Origin of the sequence: Rhodoplanes elegans, assembly GCF_016653355.1 — a bacterium.
Lineage (GTDB): Bacteria > Pseudomonadota > Alphaproteobacteria > Rhizobiales > Xanthobacteraceae > Rhodoplanes > Rhodoplanes elegans.
In genome coordinates, this window is the sequence record NZ_NHSK01000267.1 from 1 (window position 1) to 24,812 (window position 24,812).

General features: G+C 70.0%; 18 protein-coding genes. 2 read left to right on the forward strand and 16 right to left on the reverse strand.

Going from position 1 to position 24,812, the window contains the following annotated elements; all coding sequences use genetic code 11:
* Positions 1–72 precede the first annotated feature (72 nt).
* The 3 genes from CCR97_RS28115 to CCR97_RS28125 form a co-directional block, all read right to left on the reverse strand.
* Positions 73–1,053 carry a tripartite tricarboxylate transporter substrate binding protein gene (locus tag CCR97_RS28115; RefSeq protein ID WP_111360520.1) on the reverse strand — a complete coding sequence of 327 codons (981 nt, stop codon included), beginning with the start codon at positions 1,051–1,053 and terminating at the stop codon, positions 73–75.
* Positions 1,054–1,146: 93 nt separating this feature from the next.
* Positions 1,147–1,845, reverse strand: coding sequence for an RraA family protein (locus CCR97_RS28120; protein WP_111360519.1), 699 nt, complete (start codon positions 1,843–1,845; stop codon positions 1,147–1,149).
* Positions 1,846–1,895: 50 nt separating this feature from the next.
* The gene (locus tag CCR97_RS28125) at positions 1,896–2,828 is read right to left on the reverse strand and encodes an NAD(P)-dependent oxidoreductase (protein WP_201160101.1); all 933 of its coding nucleotides are present in this window, start codon (positions 2,826–2,828) and stop codon (positions 1,896–1,898) included.
* A 139-nt stretch (positions 2,829–2,967) separates the two neighbouring features.
* Between CCR97_RS28125 and CCR97_RS28130 the strand changes: the two genes are divergently transcribed.
* Entirely contained in the window at positions 2,968–3,939 is a 972-nt protein-coding gene (locus tag CCR97_RS28130) for a LysR family transcriptional regulator (protein ID WP_111356243.1), read from the forward strand.
* A gap of 45 nt (positions 3,940–3,984) precedes the next feature.
* On the opposite strand, the gene CCR97_RS28135 is transcribed toward CCR97_RS28130, so the two are convergent.
* Complete coding sequence (locus CCR97_RS28135; protein ID WP_111356242.1) at positions 3,985–4,476, reverse strand: pyridoxamine 5'-phosphate oxidase family protein; 492 nt, start codon at positions 4,474–4,476, stop codon at positions 3,985–3,987.
* A 176-nt stretch (positions 4,477–4,652) separates the two neighbouring features.
* Between CCR97_RS28135 and CCR97_RS28140 the strand changes: the two genes are divergently transcribed.
* Positions 4,653–4,922 carry a hypothetical protein gene (locus CCR97_RS28140; RefSeq protein WP_111356241.1) on the forward strand — a complete coding sequence of 90 codons (270 nt, stop codon included), beginning with the start codon at positions 4,653–4,655 and terminating at the stop codon, positions 4,920–4,922.
* A 33-nt stretch (positions 4,923–4,955) separates the two neighbouring features.
* On the opposite strand, the gene CCR97_RS28145 is transcribed toward CCR97_RS28140, so the two are convergent.
* The 12 genes from CCR97_RS28145 to uvrB all read right to left on the reverse strand — a co-directional run.
* Positions 4,956–6,341: a dihydroorotase gene (locus CCR97_RS28145; protein ID WP_111356240.1), complete on the reverse strand. Its 1,386-nt coding sequence runs from the start codon at positions 6,339–6,341 to the stop codon at positions 4,956–4,958.
* Positions 6,338–7,774: an amidohydrolase family protein gene (locus CCR97_RS28150; protein WP_111356239.1), complete on the reverse strand. Its 1,437-nt coding sequence runs from the start codon at positions 7,772–7,774 to the stop codon at positions 6,338–6,340. Before CCR97_RS28150 ends, CCR97_RS28145 begins: the two co-directional genes overlap by 4 nt.
* Entirely contained in the window at positions 7,771–8,823 is a 1,053-nt protein-coding gene (locus CCR97_RS28155; protein WP_111356238.1) for a hypothetical protein, read from the reverse strand. Before CCR97_RS28155 ends, CCR97_RS28150 begins: the two co-directional genes overlap by 4 nt.
* Positions 8,824–8,878: 55 nt before the next feature.
* Positions 8,879–9,667 carry an ABC transporter permease gene (locus tag CCR97_RS28160; protein ID WP_111356237.1) on the reverse strand — a complete coding sequence of 263 codons (789 nt, stop codon included), beginning with the start codon at positions 9,665–9,667 and terminating at the stop codon, positions 8,879–8,881.
* Complete coding sequence (locus tag CCR97_RS28165; protein WP_111356236.1) at positions 9,664–10,452, reverse strand: ABC transporter permease; 789 nt, start codon at positions 10,450–10,452, stop codon at positions 9,664–9,666. Before CCR97_RS28165 ends, CCR97_RS28160 begins: the two co-directional genes overlap by 4 nt.
* Complete coding sequence (locus tag CCR97_RS28170; RefSeq protein WP_245428761.1) at positions 10,452–11,261, reverse strand: ABC transporter ATP-binding protein; 810 nt, start codon at positions 11,259–11,261, stop codon at positions 10,452–10,454. The genes CCR97_RS28165 and CCR97_RS28170 overlap by 1 nt, the downstream gene beginning before the upstream one ends.
* Positions 11,262–11,323: 62 nt before the next feature.
* The gene (locus CCR97_RS28175; RefSeq protein WP_111356235.1) at positions 11,324–12,361 is read right to left on the reverse strand and encodes an ABC transporter substrate-binding protein; all 1,038 of its coding nucleotides are present in this window, start codon (positions 12,359–12,361) and stop codon (positions 11,324–11,326) included.
* Positions 12,358–13,200 (reverse strand): GntR family transcriptional regulator, encoded by an 843-nt coding sequence (locus CCR97_RS28180; RefSeq protein ID WP_111356234.1) that lies wholly within the window; start codon positions 13,198–13,200, stop codon positions 12,358–12,360. The genes CCR97_RS28175 and CCR97_RS28180 overlap by 4 nt, the downstream gene beginning before the upstream one ends.
* A 366-nt stretch (positions 13,201–13,566) precedes the next feature.
* A complete protein-coding gene (locus CCR97_RS28185; RefSeq protein ID WP_111356233.1) occupies positions 13,567–15,006 on the reverse strand; it encodes an amidohydrolase family protein in 1,440 nt (479 codons plus the stop codon).
* Positions 15,007–15,089: 83 nt separating this feature from the next.
* A complete protein-coding gene (locus tag CCR97_RS28190; protein WP_244670721.1) occupies positions 15,090–16,670 on the reverse strand; it encodes an HWE histidine kinase domain-containing protein in 1,581 nt (526 codons plus the stop codon).
* 8 nt (positions 16,671–16,678) lie between these two features.
* Positions 16,679–21,670: a HAMP domain-containing protein gene (locus tag CCR97_RS28195; protein ID WP_420826106.1), complete on the reverse strand. Its 4,992-nt coding sequence runs from the start codon at positions 21,668–21,670 to the stop codon at positions 16,679–16,681.
* 557 nt (positions 21,671–22,227) lie between these two features.
* The coding region (gene uvrB / locus CCR97_RS28200; RefSeq protein WP_274611564.1) for an excinuclease ABC subunit UvrB at positions 22,228–24,812 on the reverse strand (2,585 nt) is incomplete at its 5' end.

Sequence of the window (24,812 nt, forward strand, 5' to 3'; positions counted from 1 at the left end):
GTGACGGCGACGCCGCCCGACCTCCGACCCGGCCGGCGGGGTGGCCGGGCCGGAGGTCGGGCGGCGTCGCCGTCACTTGGGCAGCGAATCGGCGAGCTTGCGCAGCGCGTCCATGCTCTTGGCGAGCGACGCCTGCCATTGCGCGCCGGGCAGATAGGCCAGCACCGGCGCGTCGCCCGGCGAGGCGGCGATGAACTCGGGATCGCGGACGCTCTCGGCGATCGCCGCCTCGAGCTTTTGGACGATCGCGTCCGGCACGCCCTTGGGCACCGCGACGCCGCGTTCCGACGACATCACCACGGCGACGCCGGATTCGCGCGCCGTCGGCACGCCGGGCAGGGCCGGCGAGCGCGTGTCGGAGAGCTGCGCCAGCACCCGCATGTCGCCGGTGGCGCCGCCGTGCAGCTCGGGCACCTCGCCGACGCTGATCAGCCCGACGTCGAGATGGCCGCCGAGCACGTCGGTCTTCTGCGCCGCCGTGCCCTTGTAAGGCACCTCGTTGGGCGCGACCTTGGCGGCCTCGGCGAGCAGGCGGATCGCCAGATGGCTGTTGGTGCCGGTGCCGTTGTGGCCGAGCGCGATCGTGCCCGGTTTTTCGCGCAACGCCGCGAGCAAGTCTCCGAGGCTCTTGAAGCGGCTGTCGGTGCGCACCACCAGCACGGTCGGATCGTCGACCACCCGGGCGACGAAGCGCACGTCGTCGACGCTGTACTGCGCCTTCTTGATCATCGGCACGACCACGAAGGGCGGCAGGTTGACGACGCCGATCGTGTAGCCGTCCGGCGCCGAGCGGGTGAGATACGCGCTGGCGATCTCGCCGGCCGCGCCGGGCTTGTTGATCACCACGATCTTGGCCTTGTCGCCGAGCCGCTTCTGCACCGACTGGAACAGCTTGCGCGCCATCACGTCGGTGCCGCCGCCGGCCGCGTAGCCGACCACGACCTCGATCGGCTTGTCGTCCGGCCACGCCGCGAAGGCGGGCTGCGCGATGGCGAGCGCGAGCGCCGCGCCCGCGACGGTGCCGACCATGTGCCTGCGAGACATTCGTTTCATTGTTCGCCTCCCCTCGTGATCTTGCCGTCTCTGAATTGGTCCGTCTCTGATCTGTGACGTCGGTCGTGCGCCGCTGCGTGCGGCGCCGGTCGGTCAGTACCCGTAGACGTCGTCGATGATCTCCGTGCCGCTCTGGCGCAGCTTGGCGTCGACCCAGCCGCGGTCGTAGCGGCCCGCCGCGATGTCGGCGAAGATCTTCTGCTCGTTGGCCGACATCGCCTGCGCGGCGGTCAGCACGGTGCGGGCGTCGCGGGCCTGAACGAAGACGACGCCGTCGGCGTCGCCGACCACGATGTCGCCCGGCCGCACCACGGCGCCGCCGCAGGAGATCACCGTGTTGATCTCGCCGCAGCCGTTCTTGTACGGCCCCATCGGCGTGTAGCCGCGCGAGAACACCGGCAGGACGCCGAGCGCCGCGATGCCGGCGCGGTCCCGCATGGTGCCGTCGAGCACCAGGCCGCCGATGCGGCGCGACGCGGCGTAGCGCACCATGATCTCGCCGATCAGCGCGTTGGTGGTGTCGCCCTGGCCGTCGACGACCACGATGTCGCCCGGCTGGGCGAGATCGAGCGCCTTGTGGATGAAGAGATTGTCGCCGGGATTGACCTTCACGGTGAAGGCCGGGCCGCACAGCGTCATCTCCGGGAGAACCGGCGCGATGGCGCTGCAGGCGCAGAACATGCGCGACATGTTGTCGGCGATGTTCGGGGTCGGCAGCCCGCGGAAGGCCTCGACGAGGTCGGGCGCCGGGCGCTCGATGCGGGTGTAGATGCGGTTTCCAGGAAGGGACACGTCGGGCTCCGAGACAAGCAAAGGGGCGCGCACAGGCGGCGCCGGGGTGGTCAGGCGTAGGCGAATTGCGGCGCCGCGCCGCGCAGCACCGCGAGCACGTCGTCGACCACGATGGTGCCGACGCGCAGCAGCGCCTCCTCGGTCGCCGCGCCGACATGCAGCGTGCCGATGAAGTTCGATTGCGCGAGCAGCGGATGGTCGGGCTTCGGCGGCTCCTGCTCGAACACGTCGCAGGCGGCGCCGGCGAGGCGGCCGGCGGCGAGCGCCGCGGCGAGCGCGCGCTCGTCGACCACGCCGCCGCGCGCCGTGTTGACCAGGAGACTGCCCGGCCGGCAGGCGGCGAGCGCGGCGGCGTCGATCAGATGATGGGTCTGCGGCCCGTAGGGCACGCTGATGCTGATCACGTCGGCTTCGGCGAGCAGCGTCTCCAGGGCCGCGTGGTGCGTGATGCCGAGCGCCGCGGCGCTCTCGGCGGAGACGTAAGGGTCGTAACCGGCGATCCGCATGCCGAAGCCGGCGCGGCCGATCGCGGCGATGCGGCGCGAGATGCGGCCGAGCCCGACGAGGCCGAGCGTCTTGCCGCCGAGCTCGGTGCCGGTGAGCTCCGGCGGCGCCAGGCGGGACGCGCCGGCGCGCAGCAGCCGGTCGTTCCCCCGAAGCTTGCGGGCGAGCGCCAGCATCAGGCCGACGGCGAGCTCGGCGACCGAGTCGACATTGGCGGTCGGCGTGTAGACGACCGTGACGCCGCGCTCGCGGGCGGCGCCGACGTCGATCGCGTCCACCCCGATGCCGTGCTTGCCGATCACCTTGAGCTTCGGGGCGGCCGCGATGCGGGCGCGCGGCACCGCGGCGGCCCGCACGATCACGGCATCGGCCTGAGACCAGTCGCCGGCGCGCGGGTCGTCCCAGGTCACCACATCGGCCTCCCGGCGCAACCGGGCGAGCGGCGTCGCGTGGATCGGCTCCGTCACGATGACCTGCATGGGGCGCTCCGAGGGATGCGGCGGACCTTCTGTCGGGTCCCGCCTTCTCGGTGCCACGAGACGGAATATCGGAAAAGCGATCTATCGGAATTAATAATATCGGTTATAAGAATAATGACGTGAGGGGCGTGGAGGCTGCATGGACTCGCAGGATCTCGATCTCTTCCTCCAGGTGGCGCGGCACCGGACTCTTTCACGGGCCGCCGAGGCCGTGCATCTGGCGCAATCGACCGTCAGCAAGCGGATCCAGATGCTGGAGGAGCGGCTCGGCTATCCGCTGCTGGAGCGCGGCAAGGGCTTGAAGCGCGTCGCGCTGACGCCGCAGGGCGAAGCCTTCCTGCCGATCGCCGAGCGCTGGCAGGAGCTGGCGCGCGAGGCCTTCGAGGTGAACCGCTCGAAGCCGCGCCAGCATCTCGTCATCGGCACCGTGTCGAGCGCCAACATGACGTTCATCCCGGAGCTGTGCCGCCGGCTGTGGAACCGCTCGCCGAGGGTCTCCTACCGGGTGATCTCGCTCCACTCGGTCGAGATGTACGACGAGATCGAGAAGCGCACGATCGACGTCGGCTTTCCGCTCGTCGAGCAGACCGCCCAGAACGTCGCGGTGACGCCGTGCTTCTCGGTCCCGCTCGTCGGCGTCCGGCTGAAGCAGGGCGGCCCCCGAAAGGTCGACGTGCGCGCGCTGCCGGCCGAGACCTGCGTGTTCGTTCCGTGGGGAACCAGCTATCTCACCTGGCACGACTACTGGTTCCACGCCGGCCAGAAGCCGTGGGCCGCGGTCGACAACCCGCTGCTCCTGTTCACCGTGATCGAGCATCCGGAGCAGTGGGCGATCGTGCCGCGCGGCATCGGTCATTCGATGCTGGCGACCGGCCGGTTCGAAATTTTTCAGATCGATCCGGCGCCGCCGCAGCGCACCTTCTACAAGATCACCCACAAGGCGCCGCGCAGCGGCGTCGCCGCGGCGCTGCGCGTGTTCGACGAGGAACTCGCCGGCACCATCCGGGACGGTTTTCCGGACATCTACACGGATATCCGAACCGGCCGGGCGGAGCGTCGATCGGAGCGTGAGGGGAGGCGTTCGACACGACGCAGGCGCGAGGCCGGCTGACGCCGGCCCCGTCTCTGCCACGCCCAAACAGCAGCAGCGGCGATGCTACATCGCCACCTTGCGGTTCTCGCCGAGCGCGGGACGCGTGTTGGTCACGGCGGCCGCCGCCATCTTCACGTAGCTCACCACGGTGCCGGGCGAGTCCCAGTACTCGGCGTCGTGCGGTGTCACCTTGAGGAGACGGATGTTCGGGTCCTCGGCGCTGTCCCACCACGCTTTCGCCGGCGTCGACCACAGCTCCTTGATCTTGGCGAGATCATAAGTGACCTCGGCACGGCCGGTGAGCGACACGTAGGTTTGGCCGCGCGAATCCGCGAAGGCGAGACAGACATGCGGGTCGCGGGCGATCTCGTCGTCCTTGTGGCGGCGGATGTCGGTGAAGAAATAGACGGCGTTCTCCTCGCGCCGCACATAGGCGCCCATCGGGCGCGCCCGGATCTCCTCGCCGTCGCGTGTCGCCAGCATGCAGATGCCGACGTCCTTCATCAGCGCCCACACCTTGTCGCTGTTGTCGGCGTCGCTGATCGCGCTGCTCATCGGATCCTCCAGGCGGTATTTTTCGACCGGACGAGCGTCCGGCACTCGTCCACCAACCAGGGCGGTCGGACGCGGTTCCTGCGCGCAGCGGGGGGCGCGGTGCGGCGCCACGGTCCCGACGGTAACGGAACCTGCATGCCCCCCGGGCGGTTGGCGGAGCAAACGGAGGTTGTCCCATGGTCACACGGCTGTTCATCGCCGCGCTCGTCTTCATGATGGTGCAGGCGGTCCTGTTCGGGATCGGCACGATCCTGATCGTCTCGACGCCGCTCGCCGAAAATGCGAGCACGCTGATGCCGTTGCACATCGTGCTCAGCTTCGTGGTGGCGGCGCCGATCGCGTGGGCTCTGGCGCCGCGGCTGCGCGCCCGCTGGTCGCGGCGCCGCGAGGCCCGCATCGCCGCCGGCCTGGAGCCGGCGCCGGACGGTCCGCGGCCGCGGATCTGATCAGGACGGTCTGATCGAGAGCGTGCGAGGCGCTCAGCACGCCACGGTGACGGGGCGGCCCCAGCCGGGCGTGCCGACCGGCCGGCCTTCGAGGGCGACGGTGCGTCCCCGCACCAGCGTACGCACGGGCAGGCCGTGCAGGGGAAATCCCTCGAACGGCGTCGCATTGCCGATCGAGTGGAGGCCGGCGGCCGAGATGCGGCCGGTCTTCGTCATGTCGAGCAGCACGATGTCGGCGTCGGCGCCGACCGCGAGAACACCCTTCGTCGGGAAGAGACCGAACGCCTTGGCGGGCGCCTCGCAGGCCATCCGCACGTATTGGCCGAGCGTCAGGCGGCCGCGCGACACCTCGGCCAGCATCAGCACCATCGAGGTCTCGACACCCGGGAAGCCGGGAGCGCAGTCCCAGATCACGTCGCGGGTTTTCTCTGATCTGAGATGCGGCGCGTGGTCGGTGGAGATGATGTCGATCGTGCCGTCGAGCAGCGCGTCCCACAGCGGGCCGGCATGACCGGGCTCGCGCACCGGCGGCTTCACCCGCATGAAATTGTCGCCGAGCCGCGCCCCCTCGTCGGTCGAGAGGAACAGGTAGTGCGGGCAGGTCTCGACCGTCAGGTCGACGCCGCGGTCCTTGGCGAAGCGGATGTGCGGCAGCGAATGGCGCGTGCTCTCGTGCGCGATGTGAACCTTCGCGCCGGTCCATTCGGCGAAGATCGCGGTGCGGCTCACCGCCTCGACGGCGGCGAGGTCGATGTGCTGCTCGAGATGCGCGGCCGCATCGGTTCGGCCGGCGGCGCGCAGCTTGTCACCGCGCCAGGCGAGCAGCGGCGTGTTCTCGGCATGCACGGTGCAGCGGAGACCGAGCCGCGCCAGGATCTCGAACGCCTCGACGATGGCGCCGTCGGGCGGGCAGGGCACCAGCGGGTTCTCGCTGCCCATGTAGAGCTTGAAGCTCGCCGCGCCGGCCTGCGCCATCGCCTCGAGCTGATCGAGATTGTGCTCGCCGATCAGCCCATAGAGCCCGTAATCGACGATCGCCTGGGCGCCGGCGATGGCGTGCTTCTGGTCGAGCGCGGCAACGCTCGCGGTCGGCGGATTGGTGTTCGGCATGTCGAACACGGTGGTGACGCCGCCGACGGCCGCCGCCTGCGTGGCGCTGGTCCAGGTCTCCTTGTGCGAGAAGCCTGGCTCGCGAAAATGCACGTGCACGTCGATGGCCCCCGGAATGACGTGCAGCCCGGCCGCGTCGATGGTCTCCCGCGCTGGCGGCAGCGTGCCGGCCGCGCCGATCGCGACGATGCGGCCCTGGTCGACGGCGATGTCGGCCGCGGTCGTCGTCTCCGGCGAGACGAGCACGCCGTTCGTGATCAAGAGATCGACGGGGCGTTGCGTGGCGTCGCGTGGTCCTGAAACCGTCACGGCACCACCTCGGCGATGTCGGTCGCCACCGCGAACAGGTCGGCGTTACGCCGTCTCAGCGACGCCGCCATGGCGCGCACCTCGCGCACCAGCGTGTCGGTGTCGAATGTCGTGATTCGGCCGCGGTCCAGCACGATGCGGCCGGCGATCATCACGGTGTCGACCGCGCCGCCGGTCTCGGCGAAGACGAGCTGCGCCACCGGATCGTTGAGCGGCGTCCACCACGGCGTGTCGAGCCGGTAGAGCACGAGATCGGCCGGCGCGCCCGGCGTGATGCTGCCGAGGCCGGGGCAGCGCAGCGCCGTGGCGCCGCCCGTCGTCGCCATGCGCAGCGCGTCGCGGGCCGAGATCCAGCGGGAGCGGTCGGGCTCGCCGGCGCGATGGCTGGTCGCGACGGCGCGCATCGCCTCGTGCAGCACCATGTTGTCGTTGGCGCTCGCCCCGTCGGTGCCGAGCGCCAGCGTCACGCCCCGCCGCATCATTTTTGGCGCGCACGCGAGGCCAGTGCCGAGCCGTGCGTTGCTCTCCGGATTCAGCACCGCAACGGTGCCTCGCGCGGCCATCAGGTCGATGTCGGCGTCGTCGAGCCAGATCGAATGCGCGCACGACCAGCGCGCGGAGAGCACGCCGAGCGTCTCCAGGTGCCGCACCGCCGTCTCGCCGTATTTTTCCGCCGCGATGCGGGCCTGCTTCCTCGTCTCCAAGAGATGCGTGTGGATGCCGGTGTCGTGCTGTTCCGCCAGCTCGGCGCAGAGCCGCAGTGCGGCGTCGGTGCAGCGATCGGGATTGGACGGCGCCGGGAAGACGGAGAGCCGGCCGGCGCGGCCGTGCCAGCGCGCGATCGTGTCGCCCATCAGGTCACGCAGTTCGTCGACGCCCTGCGGTTTCAGAATCTCCACCGCGGCCATGCGGGCCTTGAGCTCGTCCGGCAGCGGCGCATCGGGAAAAATGTCGGCGAAGGCGCCGTCGAAGAACCGCATGGCGAGCGCGGCGCGCAGGCCCGTCTCCTCCCAGGCGGCCAGCACCGCGTCCATGTCGGCCGCGGTGAAGCGCTGGCCCGGGAAGTGATCAATCGCCGCCGTGGTGCCGCTGGTGATCATGCCCCAGGCGGCGAGCAGCACGGCGAGGCGGATCTCGTCTCGGGTGCGGCGCGAGGTGTGCGCCTGCGTCAGCCACATGAAGGCGGGATGGCTCAGTCGGTCGCCGAACCCCGCCATGGTGCTCGACTGCGAATGCATATGGGCGTTGACGAGCCCGGGCGCGACGAGCCGGTCGGTGCCGTCGACGATCGTGTCGGGCGTCTCGGCTCCGGCATGGTCGCCCTCGGCGACGGCGGCGATCACGCCGTCGCGGACCAGCACGTGACCGCGGGCCAGGAACGTGTCGCCCGCGTCGAGCGTCAGGATCGCGGCGTCGCGGATCAACGTGATCATGGCGACGGTCCGGGATCCGCCGCCGCGAGCGGCACCACGCTGCCGTCGCGCATGTCGAACTCGAGGCCGATGGCGTCGCGCACCGCACGGTCGTAGACCATGCCGGCCGTGATCACGTCCTGGGCCGCGATGCCGATCGACTTGAACACCGTGATGTCGAGGCCGGGCACGGTCGGCGGCACCTCGCCGGACGCCAGAGCCGCGCCGATCTCTCCAAAAATCTGCTCGGGCCGCAGAACGCCGCTCGCGAGCGTCAGCGCGAGATCACCGGCCCGCGTGGTGGCGCCGTCGAAGTGATCGACGAAGACGCGGGCGCGACGCATGAAGCCGTCATCGACCTCGCGGTGCGTCGGGCGGTTGCCGCCGCCGAGAATCACGAAGGTGCCGGACCGCACCGCGTCACCGGGGAAGATGGGCGTCTCGGCCGTGGTGACGGTGGCGATCACGTCGGCTTCGGTGGCGGCCGTCGCGGCGTCGGTCTCCACCGTGATGTCGATGCCGTCGAGCTCGGGCCTTGCGGCGAGTTGGGCCGCGAGGCCGCGCGCCCGCTCGACGTTGCGGCCGACCAGGACGACGCGAGCGAAGCGCCGCACGGTCGCGAGATACAGCACCGTCGCGGGGGCGATCTTGCCGGCGCCGAACACGGCGAGCGTGTGCGGGGCGGGCGGCGCCAGCAGCTGCGCGGCCGCGGCGAAGCCGGCCGCCGTGCGGTGGTCGTTGAACGACGAGGTCGCCATGTGGGCGAGCGGCACGCAGGCGACGCCGTCCCACAGCACGAGACCGCTCGACGCGGTGCGCGCGGGCTTCGCGGCGTCCGTCGCGGCGTCGCCTGCGTAAGCGTGGATGTTGGTCTTCACCACGAAGCGATGGTCGAAGGAGTGGCCGGCCAACACCAGGGCACCGCCCTTCGGGTCGGTGCGCAGCACGTCGAGCCGGCCCGGTGCCGGCATCTCGCCGGCGGCCTGGCGGCGATAGGCCTCGGCCGAGGCGGCGATGGCGGCGGCCGGATCGATCAGGCGCTCGATGTCCCGTTCGGACAGAAGCCTCATGATGCAGTCTCGATGAGGCCGGCCGTGATGCCGGCAAAGGGGGGAGGGGGCGGGCTCAGGCCCGCCAATGGACGAATCGCTTCTCGCCGGCCGAGGTGAGCCAGAAGACCGACATGGCAATGGTAACCGAGGTGACGACCGCCGCCCAGAGGAGCTCGGTCTCGCGCATCTCGCCGGAATCCAGGATCAGGTTGCCGAGCCCCTTCGAGCCGGTGATCCATTCCGACAGCATGGCGCCGAGGATCGCGCTGGAGGCGGCGATGCGCATGCCGGTGAACAGAAAGGGCAGGGCGTAGGGGATGCGGACGTAGCGCAGTTGCTGCCAGCGGCTCGCGCCGTAGACATGCATCAGCTCGGCGGCGTTGCGGTCGGCGCCGGCGAGGCCGCGCATCAGGTTCACGAGCAGCGGGAAGAACGACACGATCGTCACCACGGCCATGCTGGTGGCGATGCCGCGGCCGAGGAACAACATGGCGAGCGGCGCGACGGCGGCGACCGGCGTCGAGCGGAACGCGATGACCACGGGCAGCGACGCCTGCGCGAGATTGCGACTCATCGAGAAGGCGAGCGCGATGCCGGTCGCCAGCACGGTGCTGAGGGTGAGGCCGAGCGCGGCGGCGGTCAGCGTGAAGCCGGTCTGGGTGGCGATGGTCTTCAGGTTGACGACGAAGGCGTGCGCCACCGGTCCGGGTGGCGGCACCAGAAAGGGCGGGATCTTGAGCGCGACGACGAGAAGCTGCCAGGCGAGCGTCAGGATGCCGACCGTGAGCGCCACCAGGGCGAGGCTCCGCGCCACGCGTAGCCCCGGCCGCTTCGTGATAGGCGAGGTGGTGGTCGCGCTCATGGCTGGTCCGCCAGTTCGGTCGCCGGCTCCCAGAAGATCGCGACGCGCTCGATCGCGGCCCAGACGGCGTAGCCGCTCGCCGCGAGCAGGCAGGTGAGCACGACGGAGAGCCACACCTTCGGCGTGTCGTAGGCGAATAGCGCATAGAGCATCATGGCGCCGACGCCGCGATCGGCGCCGGCCCACTCGGCCGTGATGGCGCCCAGCACCGCGGAGGGCGCCGCGATCTTGAGGCCGGCGAACAGATAAGGCAGCGCGCTCGGCACCAGCAGATAGCGCAGCATCTGCAGCCGTGTCGCCGAGAGCACGTGGAGGAGCTCGCGCTGGCGCGCGTCCGCGGCGCGCAGCCCCTGGATGGTGCCGACCAGCATGGCGAACTGGCTGGTCAGTGCCGCGATGGCGATCTGCAGCTGCGAGCCGGTGCCGATCCAGGTGGCGAGCAGCGGCGCGAGCGCGATGATCGGGATCGAGTGCAGGGTCACGCCGAGATTGTAGACCGGGCCGTAGAGCGGCCGCACCAGCACGGCGAGCGAGGCGGCCGTGACGGCGATCGTCGCCGAGATCGCGTAGCCGATGGCGGCGCGCAGCGCGGTCTGGCCGACGTTCTCATAGACGAGGCGCGGATCGCGGATCGCCTCGCCGATCACCTGGCCGGGCGAGGGGATGAACACCGGCAGCCAGCCGGCGCGCTGCGCGATCTCGGCGCCGCCGAGCAGCACCGCGACGGTGAGCAGCGGCCGCCACGACGCGGCGGCGGCCCGGCGCAGGCTGATCGCCGCGCTCATCAATAGGCCTCGACCGGCTCGCCGGTGCGGGCCGGCTCGCTCTCGCGGCCGAACAGGCCGTCGCGCACCGCGTTGACGCAGTCGTAGAAGGCGGGCGTGCGCATCATGTCCAGGCTGCGCGGGCGCGGCAGCGGCACGTCGACGACGCCGGCGATGCGGCCAGGGCGCGCACTCATCACGTGCACCTGGTCGGACATGAACACGGCCTCGGCGATCGAGTGGGTGACGAGCAGGGCCGTGGTGCCGGACTCGGCCCAGATGCGCAGCAGCTCGAGATTCATGCGCTGGCGGGTGATCTCGTCGAGCGCGCCGAACGGCTCGTCGAGCAGCAGGATGTCGGGCTCGAGCACCAGCGAGCGCGCGATGGCGACACGCTGCTGCATGCCGCCGGACAACTCGTGCGGCAGCGCCCGCTCGAAGCCTTTGAGACCGACCAGCTCGATCAGCTCGTCGGGCGTCTTCTGGGAGCGTCGCGCGCTCTTGCGGCCGACGACGTCGAGCGGCAGCTCGACGTTCTGCCGCACGGTACGCCACGGCAGCAGCGTCGGGCTCTGGAACACGAAGCCAATCGCGTGCTCGTGGCGCGCCGTCCGGGGCGAGTCCCCGGACAGCGTGACGGTGCCGGCGAACGGTTGCATCACGTCGGCGACGAGGCGCAGGAGCGTCGACTTCCCGCAGCCGCTCGGCCCGATGATCGAGCCGAAGCTGCCGGCCGGAACATGCAGGTCGACCTTGTCGAGGGCGACGACCGGTTGCCCGCGCCCCTCGAACACCATCGTGACCTGATCGACCTTGATGTCCCGTGACACGGTGCGTCTCGTTCCTTCTCGTGATCTGCTCGCCCGAGGGGTGCTGGCGTCAGGCGTCGACGTCAGGCCTTGGCCGCGGCCTCGGCGAAGCTCGGATCGCACAGATCCGTCGCCTTCATGTCGCCCTTCACCAGGCCGACGCTGCGATACAGCGCGATGATCTTGCCGAACAGATCCATGTCGAGGGTGAGCAGGCCCTTGGTCGCGGCCGGACCGGCTTCGATGAACGGCTTGCTCTCCTTGATCTCGGCGAGCTGCGCCTGATAGTCGAGACCGGGATTGCCGTACTTCTCCACCATCAGCTTGGCGGTCGCCTCCGGATTGGCGAGCGCCCAGCGCCACGACTCCGCGGTGGCGCGCAGGAATTTCACCACGAGCTCGCGATTGTCCTTCAGGAAGTCCTCGCGGGCGTAGATCGTGCCGGTGGTCTCGGGCAGGCCGAGGTCGTGGGCGTTGAGCGTGACGATGTCGACGCCGCGCGTCTTCAGCATCACGCCCTGATTGGTCGAGTAGCCGGCGTAGCCGTCGATCTGGCCGGAGACGAGCGCCGACGGATCGGGCGCCGACGGCACCAGATTGACCGAGGCCGGATCGAGGCCGGCCTCCTTGATCAGATAGAGCATCATCGGGCGGCCGGAGGTCGCCGTCGCGATGGTTTTGCCGGCGAGCTGCTTGACGTTGGTGATCGGCGTCTTGGCGAGGCTGATGATGCTGTACGGGCTCTTCTGGAACACCGTGCCGATCACCTTGATCGGGATGCCCTTCTCGCGTGCCACGATGAGCGGGCCGATCGGCCGGTCGCCGAGCGGCGAGCGTCCGCTCGCGACATTGGCGACCGGATCGACGTTGGGGCCGCCCGACACGAAGGTCGGCTCGATGCCGAGCTTCTTGTAGATGCCCTGGTCGATGCCGGCGAAATAGCCGCCGTACTGGATGCTCTTGATCCAGGAGAGCTGGAACGACAGCGGCGTCTCCGCGGCGAATGCCCGTGAGACTCCGCCGAGACCGCCGACCGACAGCGCGGCGGCCGATGCCGCTGCGGCGCCGCCGATCTCGAGAAACCTGCGCCGGCTGAGCGAGCGATCGTCGCGTGAGGTCATCGCGGTCTTCCTTTCTGGCTGGATGGGCGCGGACGGGCGTCGCCGGAGGCTCGGCGACGGGACGGGGGACGTGCCGGCGTCTCAGCAAGCGACGTGCCACGGGCAATGCGGCGCGGCGTCGTGTCCGGAAAACGCGGGGCGACCATGCGGGCGATGTCGGTCGCGGCCTCGGCGATGTGCCGCTCGAGCAGCGTCGCGGCGCGCGTCGCGTCGCGCGCCAGCGCGGCCTCGACGATGGCGCCGTGCAGGTTGGCGCCGACGCGCGGATGCCGGCCGGCGGCCTGGACGGCGATGCGGCGATAGCGGTCGAAGCGATCGTGGAGATCGTGACAGAAGCCGAGCAGCAGGGGCGAGCCGCAGGCGTCGATCAGCGCGAGATGGAAGGCGCGATGGCGCCGCTCCCAATCCTCGTCGACGAGCAGGTCGGGCGTGCGCGGCCGGCGCACCAGACGGTGATGCGTGGCGAGAATCTGCGCCTCCCAGGCGTCGTCGCCGTGCGCGATGGCGTCGCGCAGCGCCATGGATTCGAGCCGGATGCGCGTCGCCGTGATGTCGTCGAGCTCGCGGCGCGAGATCGGCGCGACGCGAAAGCCGCGCTGGCCATCTTGGATCACGAGGCCGCGGCCGACGAGCTGCGCCAGCGCCTCGCGCATCGGGCTCATGCCGACCGCGTAGCTCTCGCACAGCGGCTCCAGCCGCAGCCGGTCGTCGGGCGCGAGCCGGCCGAACAGGATGTCGGCGGACAGGCGGCCCTGCACGGCCTGCGCGATGGTGCGCACATCGGACGCGCGAGGGTCTATCTGCCCGGCATCGGACGCGCGGACGTCGGTTCGGTCCATGGCGGCTCCTCCGCCGTCGTCTCAGCAAGGGCCGGGCCACGCCGGTTTGCATGCCAGGTATGGTTCGAGGCGCGGTCGCTGCCGCGAAACTGGGCAGCGTCGTAGGCAAACTGCCGTTTCGTATGCAAACGGGGAGAATTTCGAAAATCGAGACGGATGCACGACCGGCGTTCGTCGGGTCTCGCTCCGATAGGCGCTTGGTGAAGAGTGAAGGCACAGCCTCTCGGTGGTCGTCGTCCGCGCAGGCGGACGACCCAGTATTCACCGGCCCCGGTTGCTTCACGCGAAAGGCTGCGGCGTACTGGGTGTTCCGCCTTCGCGGAGCACGACAAAGGAGAGGCCCTCGGCGTGTCGGACCCGTATAGCTTACGGCAGCGCTGCGGCGATCTCGGCCGCGAGCCCGTGCAACGCGACGTTGCGGGCGCGCAGATGCTTCACGAGATCGCGTGCCTCGCGCAGCACCGGCTCCGGGTCGAAGGCGGTGATCTTGCCCGCCTCCATCAGCACGCGGCCGTCGACCACCACGGTGTCGACGGAGGAGCCGGACCCGCCGAACACGAGCTGCGTGAGCGGATCGTTGAGCGGCGTCCAGAACGGCGCCGTCAGGTCGTGCAGCACGAGGTCGGCCGGCGCGCCCGGCGCGATCCGGCCGAGGCCGTTCACGCGCATCACGGCGGCGCCCGACAGCGTCGCCATCGTCAGCGCGTCGGCCGCGGTCGGCCAGCGGCGGCGATCCGGCTCGCCAGGCCGCTGCAGCATCACGGCGAGCCGCATCACCTCGTGCATGTCGAGATTGTCGTTGGTGGAGGCGCCATCGGTGCCGAGCGCGACCCGCATGCCCGCGGCCAGCATGCGGGCGACCGGCGCGATGCCGGCGCCGAGCTTGAGATTGCTCTCGGGATTGTGGACCGCGATGGCGCCGCCCGCCGCCATGCGGGCGATGTCGTCGTCGCCGATCCAGATCGTGTGAGCGCAGGAGAGCCGGTCCGTCACGAGGCCGAGCCGTTCCAGATGCGCCACCATGGTGGTGTTGTAGCGCTTCTCGGCGATCTCGGCCTGGATGCGCGTCTCCAGCAGATGCATGTGCACGCTGGTGTCGAACTTCAGCGAGAGGTCGCGCACCGCCTCCAGCAGCGCGTCGCTGCAGCGGCTCGGATTGGACGGTGCCGGGCAGAGGCGAATCCGCCCGTCGGCAGCGTGATCATGACGCGCGATCGCCTCCTCGATCAGGTCGAGCGAGTCCCGCAGCGGCGGCGGCGTCAGCGGGTTGCTCGCTGCGACCGAGGTCGGCAGGCCGCCCGGCGGATCGATGTCCGAGTACGGCTCGTCGAAGACGCGCAGCGCCACCATGGCGCGCAACCCGGCGATCTCGTAGGCCTCCACCACGGCATCGACGTCGGAGGAGACGAAGCCCTGCTCGGGAAAGTGATCGACGACGGCGGTCGTGCCGTTGCGCAGGTGCTCGATGCAGCCGAGCAGCGCGGAGAGCCGGATCTCGTCGCTGCTGCGGTTCGCGGTGTCGGCCTGGTTGAGCCACATGAAGGCCGGATGGCTCAGCACGTCGCCGGTGCCCTTCAGCACGTTCAGCGGCGAATGCGTGTGCCCGTTGACGAGGCCCGGCACCAGGAGCTTGTCACGCCCGTCGATCACCTGTGTGTCGATCACGTGCGTGTCGGGCTCGATCGTCGCCGACGGCGCCCGCACCGCCGCGATGCGCGCTCCTTCGATCAGAACATCACGCCGCGCCGGTGCGGTTTCGGCGGCGAGCACGAGCACGTCACGGACGAGAATGCGGTGGGTCATCATCACGGGCCTGTGCGGTCGAGAGCGGGTGCACAGGCGTCAGCAAGGCGCGTGCCAGAGCGGAGTGGGGCGCGGGCGCGCTCGGCTCACCCGCCGGGTGCGCCGGCGATCGTGCGAACGATCCCACGGGCGGCGCGCGGGGCCATCGGCGCCTCGCCGGTGTCGACGACCTCGGACCGCGGTCCGGCGTCGCTTTCGGGCAGCGCCGAGCGCGGCCGCGGGCCGCAGGGGATCTCCAGCGTGCAGGCGAGGCCGCTCGGCCGCCAGTCGAGCGTCACGCGGCCGGCGATCTGCTGGTTGATGCTGGCCTCGAGAATCTTGGTGCCGAAGCCGCGCGACTGCGGCTTGCGGACCGGCGGACCACCCGCCTCGCTCCAGCTCAGGATCACGCGCTCGCCGTCGAACCGCCAGGCGACGTCGAGCGAGCCGGTCTCCACCGAGAGCGCGCCGTACTTCACCGAGTTGGTGGCGAGCTCGTGCAGCGCCAGCGCCAGGACCTGGGCACGGTCGGGCGGCAGCGAGACGGACGGGCCGTCGGTCGCGACCCGCGGGCCGTCGCGCCGATACGCCTCCAGCTCCTCGTCGACTAGACGCCGCACGTCGGCGCCTTCCCAGCGCGATTCCGAGAGCAGCGTGTGGGCCTGGGCCAGCGCCCGGATGCGGCCCTCGACGGCCGCCATGTAGGCTTGCGGGTCGCGCGCGCTGGTGAGCCGCACGATCGCCTGCACGATGGCGAGCGCGTTGCGGGCACGGTGGTCGACCTCGCGGGCGAGCAGGAGCTGGCGCTCCTCGGCGAGCTTGCGATCGGTGATGTCGATGGTCACGCCGCTGACCCGCGTGACGGCGCCGCGCGCGTCACGCGTCACCGCGGCAGCGCAGATGCACCAGCGCTGAGCGCCGTCCGGGCGCACGATGCGGGCCTCGACCTGGAAGGTCTGTCGCTCGGGCTCGGTGCGCAGCAGCGTGCGGATGCGCTCGATGTCCTCGCCGGCGATCAGCGGTCGCACCGTCGCGAGGCTCGGTCGGAAGCTCTCGGGATCGACGCCGAAGATCCGGAACTGGCCCGGATCCCACAGGCACTCGCCGGTCGTCACGTCGAGATCCCACGAGCCCATCTGGCCGGCGGCGAGCGCGACGCTGCGCCGCCGCTCGCTCTCGCGCAACTGCTCGGTCGACGCCTCGAGCGCGGCGGTCCGCTCGGTGACGCGGCGCTCCAGCTCGCGCGCGGCGGCCTCGAGCTGGCGCGTCTTGCGGAACAGGTCGACGAACACCCGCACCTTGGCGCGCAACACCTCGGGGATCACCGGCACCGGCACGTAGTCGACCGCGCCCATGGCGTAGCCGCGTACCCGGTCCTCGTCGGAGAGATGCACGGCCGAGATGAAGATGATCGCCGTCTGCTCGAAGCGCGGATGATCGCGGATCATGCGGGCGAGCTCGAAGCCGTCGAGCTCCGGCATGCAGACGTCGACCAGCACCACGGCGACGTCGGTGCGTAGCAGATGACGCAGCGCCTCGCGCGCCGAGGTCGCGGTGATCAGGCGCTCGCCGAGCTCGCGCAGGATCACCTCGTAGCTCATCAGCTTGGCCGGCTGGTCGTCGACCAGCAGGATGTCGACCGGATCGGGCCGGATCGCGTCGCGGCGCAGCGGATCATGCATGTCCATGGCGGACCTCAGCGATGCAGCCAGAGCCGCAGCGCCGAGAGGAGCTGCTCGGTGTTGACGGGCTTGGCGAGATAGTCGGAGGCGCCGGCTTCGAGACAGCGTTCGCGGTCGCCCTTCATGGCTTTCGCGGTGAGCGCGATGATCGGCAGCCGGCCGAAGCGCGCGTCGCGCCGGATCGTCGCCATCGTCTCGTAGCCGTCCATCTCCGGCATCATGATGTCCATCAGCACGAGCGCGAGGTCCTCGGTCGCCTCGATCGTCTCGATCGCCTCGCGGCCCGTCGTCGCGGTGAGCACCCGCATGCCGCGCCGCTCCAGGACGCTCGACAGCGCGAAGATGTTGCGCGGATCGTCGTCCACCACCAGGACGGTGCGGCCGACCAGGCGATCGTCGGACTGGTGCAGCCGCTCCAGCATGCGCCGCCGCTCGGGCTTCAATCGTGCGATCTCCCGGTGCAGCACCAGCGCGGTCTCGTCGAGCAGACGCTCGGGCGACTCGACGCCCTTCACGACGATGCCGCGCGCCAGCGCGCGCAGCCGCGCATGCTCCTCGGCGTCGAGCGCCCGTCCCGTGTAGACGACGACCGGAATCTCGGCGAGCGACCGATCGGCGCTCATCGCCTCGAGAACGGCGAAGCCGGTCATGTCGGGCAGGCGCAGATCGAGCACGACGCAGTCGTGCGGCGTGTGCCGCAGCGCCGCGAGCGCCTCGTGTCCCGTCTCGGCGCCCGTGATCTCGATGTCGTCGTCGCCGAGGAGCTCGCCGACGGCGGTGCGGGTGCCGCGATCGTCGTCGACGATCAGCAGGCGCTTGCGACGTGGCGCCGCGAAGGCCTGCAGCCGGTCCAGCGCCGCTGCCAGCCCCTCGGTCGTCGCCGGCTTGCCCAGCGCCGCGAAGGCGCCGCGCGCGAGCCCGTCCATGCGATCCTCGTCGACGCTGACGATCTGCACCGGGATGTGGCGCGTGAGCGGATCCTGCTTCAGGCGGCCGAGGACGCTCCAGCCGAGCATGTCGGGCAGATGGATGTCGAGCGAGATGGCGGCCGGCCGATAGCGCCGCGCCAGCTCCGTCACTTCGGCCCCGCGGACGGCGATCACCACCTTGAAACCGCGGCGGCGCGCGAGATCGGCGACCAGGCCCGCATAGTGCACGTCGTCCTCGACGATCATCAGGACGAGATCGCCGGCCGTGATGTCGTGGCGATCGTCGCGCACCGGCAGCGGCGCCGGAACGTTCTCGGCCCGTGTGGTCTCGACCTCCTGCGTCGGCGACGGAGCGGTGATGGCCGGCAGCGGCCGCCGCGGCGGCAACGCCTCGGACGACGGCCGTGGCACCGACGGACCGGTGTAGCGCGCCGGCAGGAAGAGCACGAAGGTGCTGCCGGCGCCCGGTGTCGATTGGAGCTGGATCTCGCCGCCGAGCAGCGCGGCGAGCTCGCGGCTGATGGCGAGGCCGAGCCCGGTGCCGCCGAACCGGCGGCTGGTCGAGGCATCGGCCTGCTGGAACGCCTCGAAGACGATCTTCTGCTTGTCGGACGGGATGCCGATGCCGGTGTCGGCGACCTCGAAGGCGACGACGCTGGCGGCGCGGCCGAGCACCGGATGGGTCGGGGTCCAGCCCGACGTGGCGGGACCGACCGTGAGCCGCACCGAGCCGCGCTCGGTGAACTTGAAGGCGTTCGAGAGCAGGTTCTTGAGCACCTGCTGGAGCCGCTTCGGATCGGTGACGATGCTGCGCCCGAGCAGCGCGTCGGCATCGACCGAGAAGGCGAGCGAGCGCGTCTCCGCCTCGTGGCGGAACGGCCGCGCCACCGCCTCGACGAGGTCGGAGAACAGAAGCTCCTCGGCCTCCACCGTGACGGTGCCGGACTCGATCTTGGAGAGATCCAGGATGTCGCTGATCAGGTTGAGCAGATCGGTGCCGGCGCCGTGGATGGTGCGGGCGAACTCGACCTGCCGGGCCGAGAGGTTGCCGTCCGGGTTGTCGGCGAGCTGCTGACCGAGAATCAGGATCGAGTTCAGCGGCGTTCGCAGCTCGTGCGACATGTTGGCGAGGAACTCGGACTTGTATTTCGAGGTCAGCGCCAGCTCGGCGGCCTGCTCCTCCAGGGCGCGGCGGGCATGCTCGATCTCCTGGTTCTTGCGCTCGACCTCGACGTTGCGCTCCGCGAGCTGCGCCGCCTTCTGCTCGAGCTGCTCGTTGGTCTGCTGGAGCTCGCGCTGCTGCGCCTGCAGCTCGGCGGCGAGCTGCTGCGACTGCTGCAGCAGGCCCTCCGTCTGCATGGTCGCCTCGATCGAGTTCAGCACGATGCCGATCGAGTCGGTGAGCTGCTCGAGAAACGTGATCTGCAGCGGCTTGAAGCTGCCGATCGAGGCGAGCTCGATCACGGCCTTCACCTGGTTCTCGAACAGCACCGGGAGCACCACGATGTTGCGGGGCGTGGCCTTGAACAGCGACGAGACGATGGGCGGCGCATCGGCCGGAATGTCGGCGACGAGCTGGCGGCGCTTGTCGAGGGCGCATTGGCCGGCCAGTCCCTCGCCCGGGACGAGAATCGGTTTGTGCCCGTCGTCCAGGCTGTCCGCGTAGGCCGAGAGGAGGCGCAGGCGCGGCGCCGCATCCATCTCCATCTGATAGATGACGCCCTGCTGGGCGCCGACCAGCGGCGTCAGCTCGTCGAGCAGCAGCCGGCCCACCGTGCCGAGATCGCGCTGGCCCTGCAGCATCGCGGTGAACCGGGCGAGATTGGTCTTCAGCCAGTCCTGCTCGGTGTTGCGCTCCGTGGTGAGGCGCAGGTTGTCGATCATGGTGTTGATGTTGTCTTTGAGCTGGGCGACCTCGCCGCGCGCGTCGACCTGGATCGAGCGGGTGAGATCGCCCTTGGTCACCGCGGTCGCCACCTCGGCGATGGCGCGCACCTGGTTGGTCAGGTTGGCGGCGAGCAGGTTGACGTTGCCGGTGAGGTCCTTCCAGGTGCCGGCCGCGCCCGGCACCGCGGCCTGGCCGCCGAGCCGGCCTTCGACGCCGACCTCGTGCGCGACGCGCGTCACCTCCGAGGCGAACGACCGGAGCTGCTCCACCATGGTGTTGAGCGTCTCCTTCAGCAGCAGGATCTCGCCGCGCACGTCCACGGTGATCTTCTTCGAGAGATCGCCGCCCGCGATGGCGGTCGCCACCTCGGCGATGTTGCGGACCTGTGCCGTGAGGTTCGACGCCATGAAGTTGACGTTGTCGGTGAGGTCCTTCCAGGTGCCGGCGACGCCCGGCACTTGCGCCTGGCCGCCGAGCTTGCCCTCGGTACCGACCTCGCGGGCGACGCGCGTCACCTCGGCCGCGAAGGCGTTGAGCTGATCCACCATGGTGTTGATGGTGTTCTTCAGCTCCAGGATCTCGCCCTTCACGTCGACCGTGATCTTGCGCGACAGGTCGCCACGCGCCACCGCGGTCGTCACCTCCGCGATGTTGCGCACCTGGGTCGTCAGATTGGCGGCGAGCAGGTTGACGTTGTCGGTGAGGTCCTTCCAGGTGCCGGCGACGCCCGGGACGTTGGCTTGGCCGCCGAGCCGCCCCTCGGTGCCGACCTCGCGGGCGACGCGCGTCACTTCCGAGGCGAATCCGTTGAGCTGGTCCACCATGGTGTTGAGCGTATCCTTCAGCTCGAGAATCTCGCCGCGCACGTCGACGGTGATCTTGCGCGATAGATCCCCCTTGGCGACCGCGGTCGCCACCTCGGCGATGCTGCGCACCTGCGCGGTGAGGTTCGACGCCATCGAGTTGACGCTGTCGGTGAGATCCTTCCAGGTTCCGGCGACGCCCGGCACGGTCGCCTGGCCGCCGAGCTTGCCGTCGGTGCCAACCTCGCGGGCGACGCGCGTCACCTCCGACGCGAAGCCGTTGAGCTGATCCACCATGGTGTTGATGGTGTCCTTCAGCTCGAGAATTTCTCCGCGCACGTCCACGGTGATCTTGCGCGAGAGATCGCCGCGCGCCACCGCCGTGGTCACCTGGGCGATGTTGCGCACCTGGTCGGTGAGGTTGCCGCACATGGCGTTCACCGAGTCGGTCAGATCCTTCCAGATGCCGGCGACGCCGGGCACCAGCGCCTGGCCGCCGAGCTTGCCGTCGGTGCCGACCTCGCGGGCGACGCGCGTCACCTCGGAGGCGAAGCTGCGCAACTGATCGACCATCGTGTTGATGGCCTCCTTGAGCTGCAGGATCTCGCCGCGCACGTCCACGGTGATCTTCTTGGAGAGATCGCCGTTCGCCACCGCGATCGTCACCTCGGCGATGTTGCGCACCTGCGCCGTCAGGTTGCCGGCCATCGAGTTCACCGAGTCGGTGAGGTCCTTCCACACGCCGGACACTTCGCGGATCTGCGCCTGACCGCCGAGCTTGCCCTCGGTGCCGACCTCGCGCGCGACGCGCGTCACCTCGGCCGTGAACACGCCGAGCTGCTTGATCATGGTGTTGACGATGGTGGCGGCTTCGAGGAACTCGCCTTCCAGCGGGCGGCCGTCGACCTCCAGCCGCACCGTCTTCATCAGGTCGCCCTGCGCCACCGCGGCGACCGCGCGGGTCACCTCCTTGGTCGGCCACAGGAGGTCGTCGATCAGGCCGTTGACTGAGGTCTCCATGTCGGACCACGCGCCGATGGCGGGGCTGAAGCGGACCCGATGGCGGGTGCGGCCGCGCCGCCCCACCATGTCGCCGACGCGCGCGAGCTCTGTCGCCATGCGCTCGTTGGTGGCGGCGATCTCGTTGAACGTGTCGGCGATCTTTCCGGCGAGCCCGACATGATCCCCGCGCATGCGAACCGAGAAGTCGCCGCTGCGCATCGCCTGCAGGGCGGCGAGCAGGGCGCGCAGCTCGTCGCGATCGATGTCGCCCGCCATGCCGCCATCGGTGGTCGCGGCCCGGTCGGCGTCCATTTCGGAGGCGAGTGCCGCGGCCACGACCGGAGTCTCGACGCCTTTGCTCCGGCTCTCGCGCCTCGCCGTCATGTCACGCTCCTTGCTGATCCGGGCCGAGAGCCGGCACGTGGGCATGTCGATACCGTTGCGCCGCAGATGCGCAGGGGAACCGTTCCGACAGTACCGTTCCGACGAACGACGCCGGGCGGCGTTCGGTTCCGCCGAAAGAACTCAACGACCGGAACTTTCATCGGGTTCCGTGGATGGAAGGGCGATCGTGGTGGTCGTCGATCATGGCGGGCGGCGATGGCGGTGGGACGTCGATCGCGATGCTCTGTTTCACCTGGAGCCGACGCCTGATCGTCACGTCGCGCATGTGAGTCGCGCACCCGACGATGCGTCGCCTGCTCGGATATGGCGCGGTCGAGACTGGCACGTCTCCTCCCGCGAGGCGCGGTAGGACAGTGCCTTCGATCGAGCCATGCACACGCGATCGAGGAAGATGCGGGGCCGTGCACCCGAGCGCGAGACGCCGACATGCCGCCCTGTGCACCGGCAACGCGGCGTCATTGTGATTTGGCGCGATAGACGAGGCCGGACGTCCGCGCTTCGTGATTGAAACGCGGCCGTCCGAAGCGCTTCGACCGTCACCTCCGGCGTGGCTTGAAGCCGCCGCGCTGGCCCGGGCGGCCCATGGTGGAGCGTGGGCCTGCCGGCTTGTCGCCGCGCGAGCCGGGCTCGTCGCTGGACGAATCGTCGTCGCGGTTGCGGGTCGGCTTGCCGCGGCCGAACGGGATCGATTCGACGCCCGGGCCCATCTCGTCGAGGCCCGGTTTTCGCGGACGCTTCGCATCGCGGCCCTTCGCATCGCGCCCCTTGGCGTCGGGGCGATGCACGCCGCGCTCGTGCCAGAGCGCGATGCCCATCTCGTCGAGGTCGGGCTTGTGCGGGCGGGCGCGGGCGGGCGACGCGACGGCGGCGCGCGCCTTGGCGAGATCCACCACCTTGGCGGTGGGATCGTCGGTGACGGCGAGGTTGGTGGCGCGCAGGCGCTTCACCTCGTCGCGCATCCGCGCCGCTTCCTCGAAGTTCAGGTCGGCCGCGGCCTCGCGCATGCGGGTCTCGAGATCGGCGATGACGGCCTCGAGATTGTGCCCGATGGTGGCGGCTTCCTCGAAGCCGCCGGCGGCCGAGAGGCCGTCGCCACGTCCGGTCGCGACCAGAACGTGATCACGTTCGTACGGGCTGTCCAGAATGTCGGCGATGCCCTTCTTGACGCTCTCCGGCGTGATGCCGTGCTCGGTGTTGTAGGCCTGCTGCTTCTCACGCCGGCGATTGGTCTCCGCCATCGCGCGCTCCATCGAGCCGGTGACGTGATCGGCGTAGAGCAGCACCTTGCCGTCGACGTTTCGCGCCGCGCGGCCGATGGTCTGGATCAGCGACGTCTCACTGCGCAGGAAACCTTCCTTGTCGGCGTCCAGGATGGCGACCAGCGCGCATTCGGGAATGTCGAGGCCCTCGCGCAGCAGGTTGATGCCGACCAGCACATCGAAAGCGCCGAGGCGCAGATCGCGAATGATCTCGATACGCTCGATGGTGTCGATGTCGGAGTGCATGTAGCGCACCCGCAGGCCCTGCTCGTGCAGGTATTCTGTCAAATCCTCGGCCATGCGCTTGGTCAGCACGGTGACGAGCGATCGGTAGCCTTGCGCTGCGACCTGACGCACTTCGCCGACCAGGTCGTCGACCTGGGTGCGGGCGGGGCGCACCTCGACGGGCGGGTCGATCAGGCCGGTCGGTCGGATCACCTGCTCGGCGAACACGCCGCCGGATTCCTCCATCTCCCAGCCGCCGGGCGTCGCGGAGACCGCGACGGTCTGGGGCCGCATCGCGTCCCACTCCTCGAAGCGCAGCGGCCGGTTGTCCATGCAGGAGGGCAGGCGGAAGCCGTATTCGGCGAGCGTCGCCTTGCGGCGGAAGTCGCCCCGGTACATGCCGCCGATCTGCGGCACCGTGACGTGACTCTCGTCGATGAACACGAGGGCGTTGTCGGGCACGTATTCGAACAGCGTCGGCGGCGGCTCGCCGGGCTTGCGGCCGGTGAGATAGCGCGAGTAGTTCTCGATGCCGGCGCAGCTGCCGGTCGCTTCCATCATCTCCAGGTCGAACAGCGTGCGCTGCTCGAGCCGCTGCGCCTCCAGGAGGCGGCCGGCGTCGGTGAGCTGGGCGAGCCGCCAGCGCAGCTCCTTCTTGATGCCGTCGATCGCCTGCAGCAGCGTCGGCCGCGGCGTCACGTAGTGCGAGTTGGCGTAGATCTTCACGAACGAGAGTTCGTCGGTCTTGTGGCCGGTGAGCGGGTCGAACTCCTCGATCGACTCCACCTCGTCGCCGAACAGATTGATGCGCCAGGCGCGGTCCTCGTAGTGGGCCGGGAACACGTCGACGGTGTCGCCGCGCACGCGGAACGTGCCGCGGGAAAAGTCGGGGGTGCGCTTGTAATGCAGGGCGACGAGATCGCCGATCAGCCGGCGCTGGTCGATGCGGTCGCCGCGCTTCAGCGTGAAGGTCATGGCCGAGTAGGTCTCGACCGAGCCGATGCCGTAGATGCACGACACCGAGGCGACGATCACCACGTCGTCGCGCTCCAGCAGGGCGCGCGTCGCCGAATGGCGCATGCGGTCGATCTGGTCGTTGATCGAGGATTCCTTCTCGATATAGGTGTCGGTGCGCGGGACGTAGGCCTCGGGCTGATAATAGTCGTAGTAGCTGACGAAGTACTCGACCGCGTTGTCGGGAAAGAAGCTCTTGAACTCGCCGTAGAGCTGCGCGGCCAGCGTCTTGTTCGGCGCCAGGATGATGGCGGGGCGCTGCGTCGCCTCGATCACCTTCGCCATCGTGAAGGTTTTTCCGGAGCCGGTGACGCCGAGCAGCACCTGGGTGCGGTCGTGGCGCTTGATGCCGTCGACCAGCTCGGCGATGGCGGTCGGCTGGTCGCCCTTCGGTTCGAAGTCGGACTTCACCACGAGGCGGACGCCACCCTCGCTCTTCTCCGGCCGCGGCGGCCGGTGCGGCGTCCAGGCCTGGTCGGCGAGCTCGGCCCGCCCCTCGCGCAAGAGCTTCTCCAGCGACGCGGCCGTCGCCGTGGTGCCGAGCTCGGACAGCGCTGGTTTTGCGGGACGGCGCCGCGTCGGCCTGTCGTCCGGAGCGCCAGCGTCGGGCTCCATCTGCTCCC

What these genes read in the sequence shown, in the direction of transcription:
- CCR97_RS28195 (WP_420826106.1), bottom strand. Translation starts at nt 21,670, where the DNA reads ATGACGGCGAGGCGCGAGAGCCGGAGCAAAGGCGTCGAGACTCCGGTC.
- CCR97_RS28115 (WP_111360520.1), bottom strand. Translation starts at nt 1,053, where the DNA reads ATGAAACGAATGTCTCGCAGGCACATGGTCGGCACCGTCGCGGGCGCG.
- CCR97_RS28190 (WP_244670721.1), bottom strand. Translation starts at nt 16,670, where the DNA reads ATGGACATGCATGATCCGCTGCGCCGCGACGCGATCCGGCCCGATCCG.
- CCR97_RS28165 (WP_111356236.1), bottom strand. Translation starts at nt 10,452, where the DNA reads ATGAGCGCGGCGATCAGCCTGCGCCGGGCCGCCGCCGCGTCGTGGCGG.
- CCR97_RS28175 (WP_111356235.1), bottom strand. Translation starts at nt 12,361, where the DNA reads ATGACCTCACGCGACGATCGCTCGCTCAGCCGGCGCAGGTTTCTCGAG.
- CCR97_RS28155 (WP_111356238.1), bottom strand. Translation starts at nt 8,823, where the DNA reads ATGAGGCTTCTGTCCGAACGGGACATCGAGCGCCTGATCGATCCGGCC.
- CCR97_RS28125 (WP_201160101.1), bottom strand. Translation starts at nt 2,828, where the DNA reads ATGCAGGTCATCGTGACGGAGCCGATCCACGCGACGCCGCTCGCCCGG.
- CCR97_RS28140 (WP_111356241.1), top strand. Translation starts at nt 4,653, where the DNA reads ATGGTCACACGGCTGTTCATCGCCGCGCTCGTCTTCATGATGGTGCAG.
- CCR97_RS28180 (WP_111356234.1), bottom strand. Translation starts at nt 13,200, where the DNA reads ATGGACCGAACCGACGTCCGCGCGTCCGATGCCGGGCAGATAGACCCT.
- CCR97_RS28150 (WP_111356239.1), bottom strand. Translation starts at nt 7,774, where the DNA reads ATGATCACGTTGATCCGCGACGCCGCGATCCTGACGCTCGACGCGGGC.
- CCR97_RS28135 (WP_111356242.1), bottom strand. Translation starts at nt 4,476, where the DNA reads ATGAGCAGCGCGATCAGCGACGCCGACAACAGCGACAAGGTGTGGGCG.
- CCR97_RS28185 (WP_111356233.1), bottom strand. Translation starts at nt 15,006, where the DNA reads ATGATGACCCACCGCATTCTCGTCCGTGACGTGCTCGTGCTCGCCGCC.
- CCR97_RS28130 (WP_111356243.1), top strand. Translation starts at nt 2,968, where the DNA reads ATGGACTCGCAGGATCTCGATCTCTTCCTCCAGGTGGCGCGGCACCGG.
- CCR97_RS28160 (WP_111356237.1), bottom strand. Translation starts at nt 9,667, where the DNA reads ATGAGCGCGACCACCACCTCGCCTATCACGAAGCGGCCGGGGCTACGC.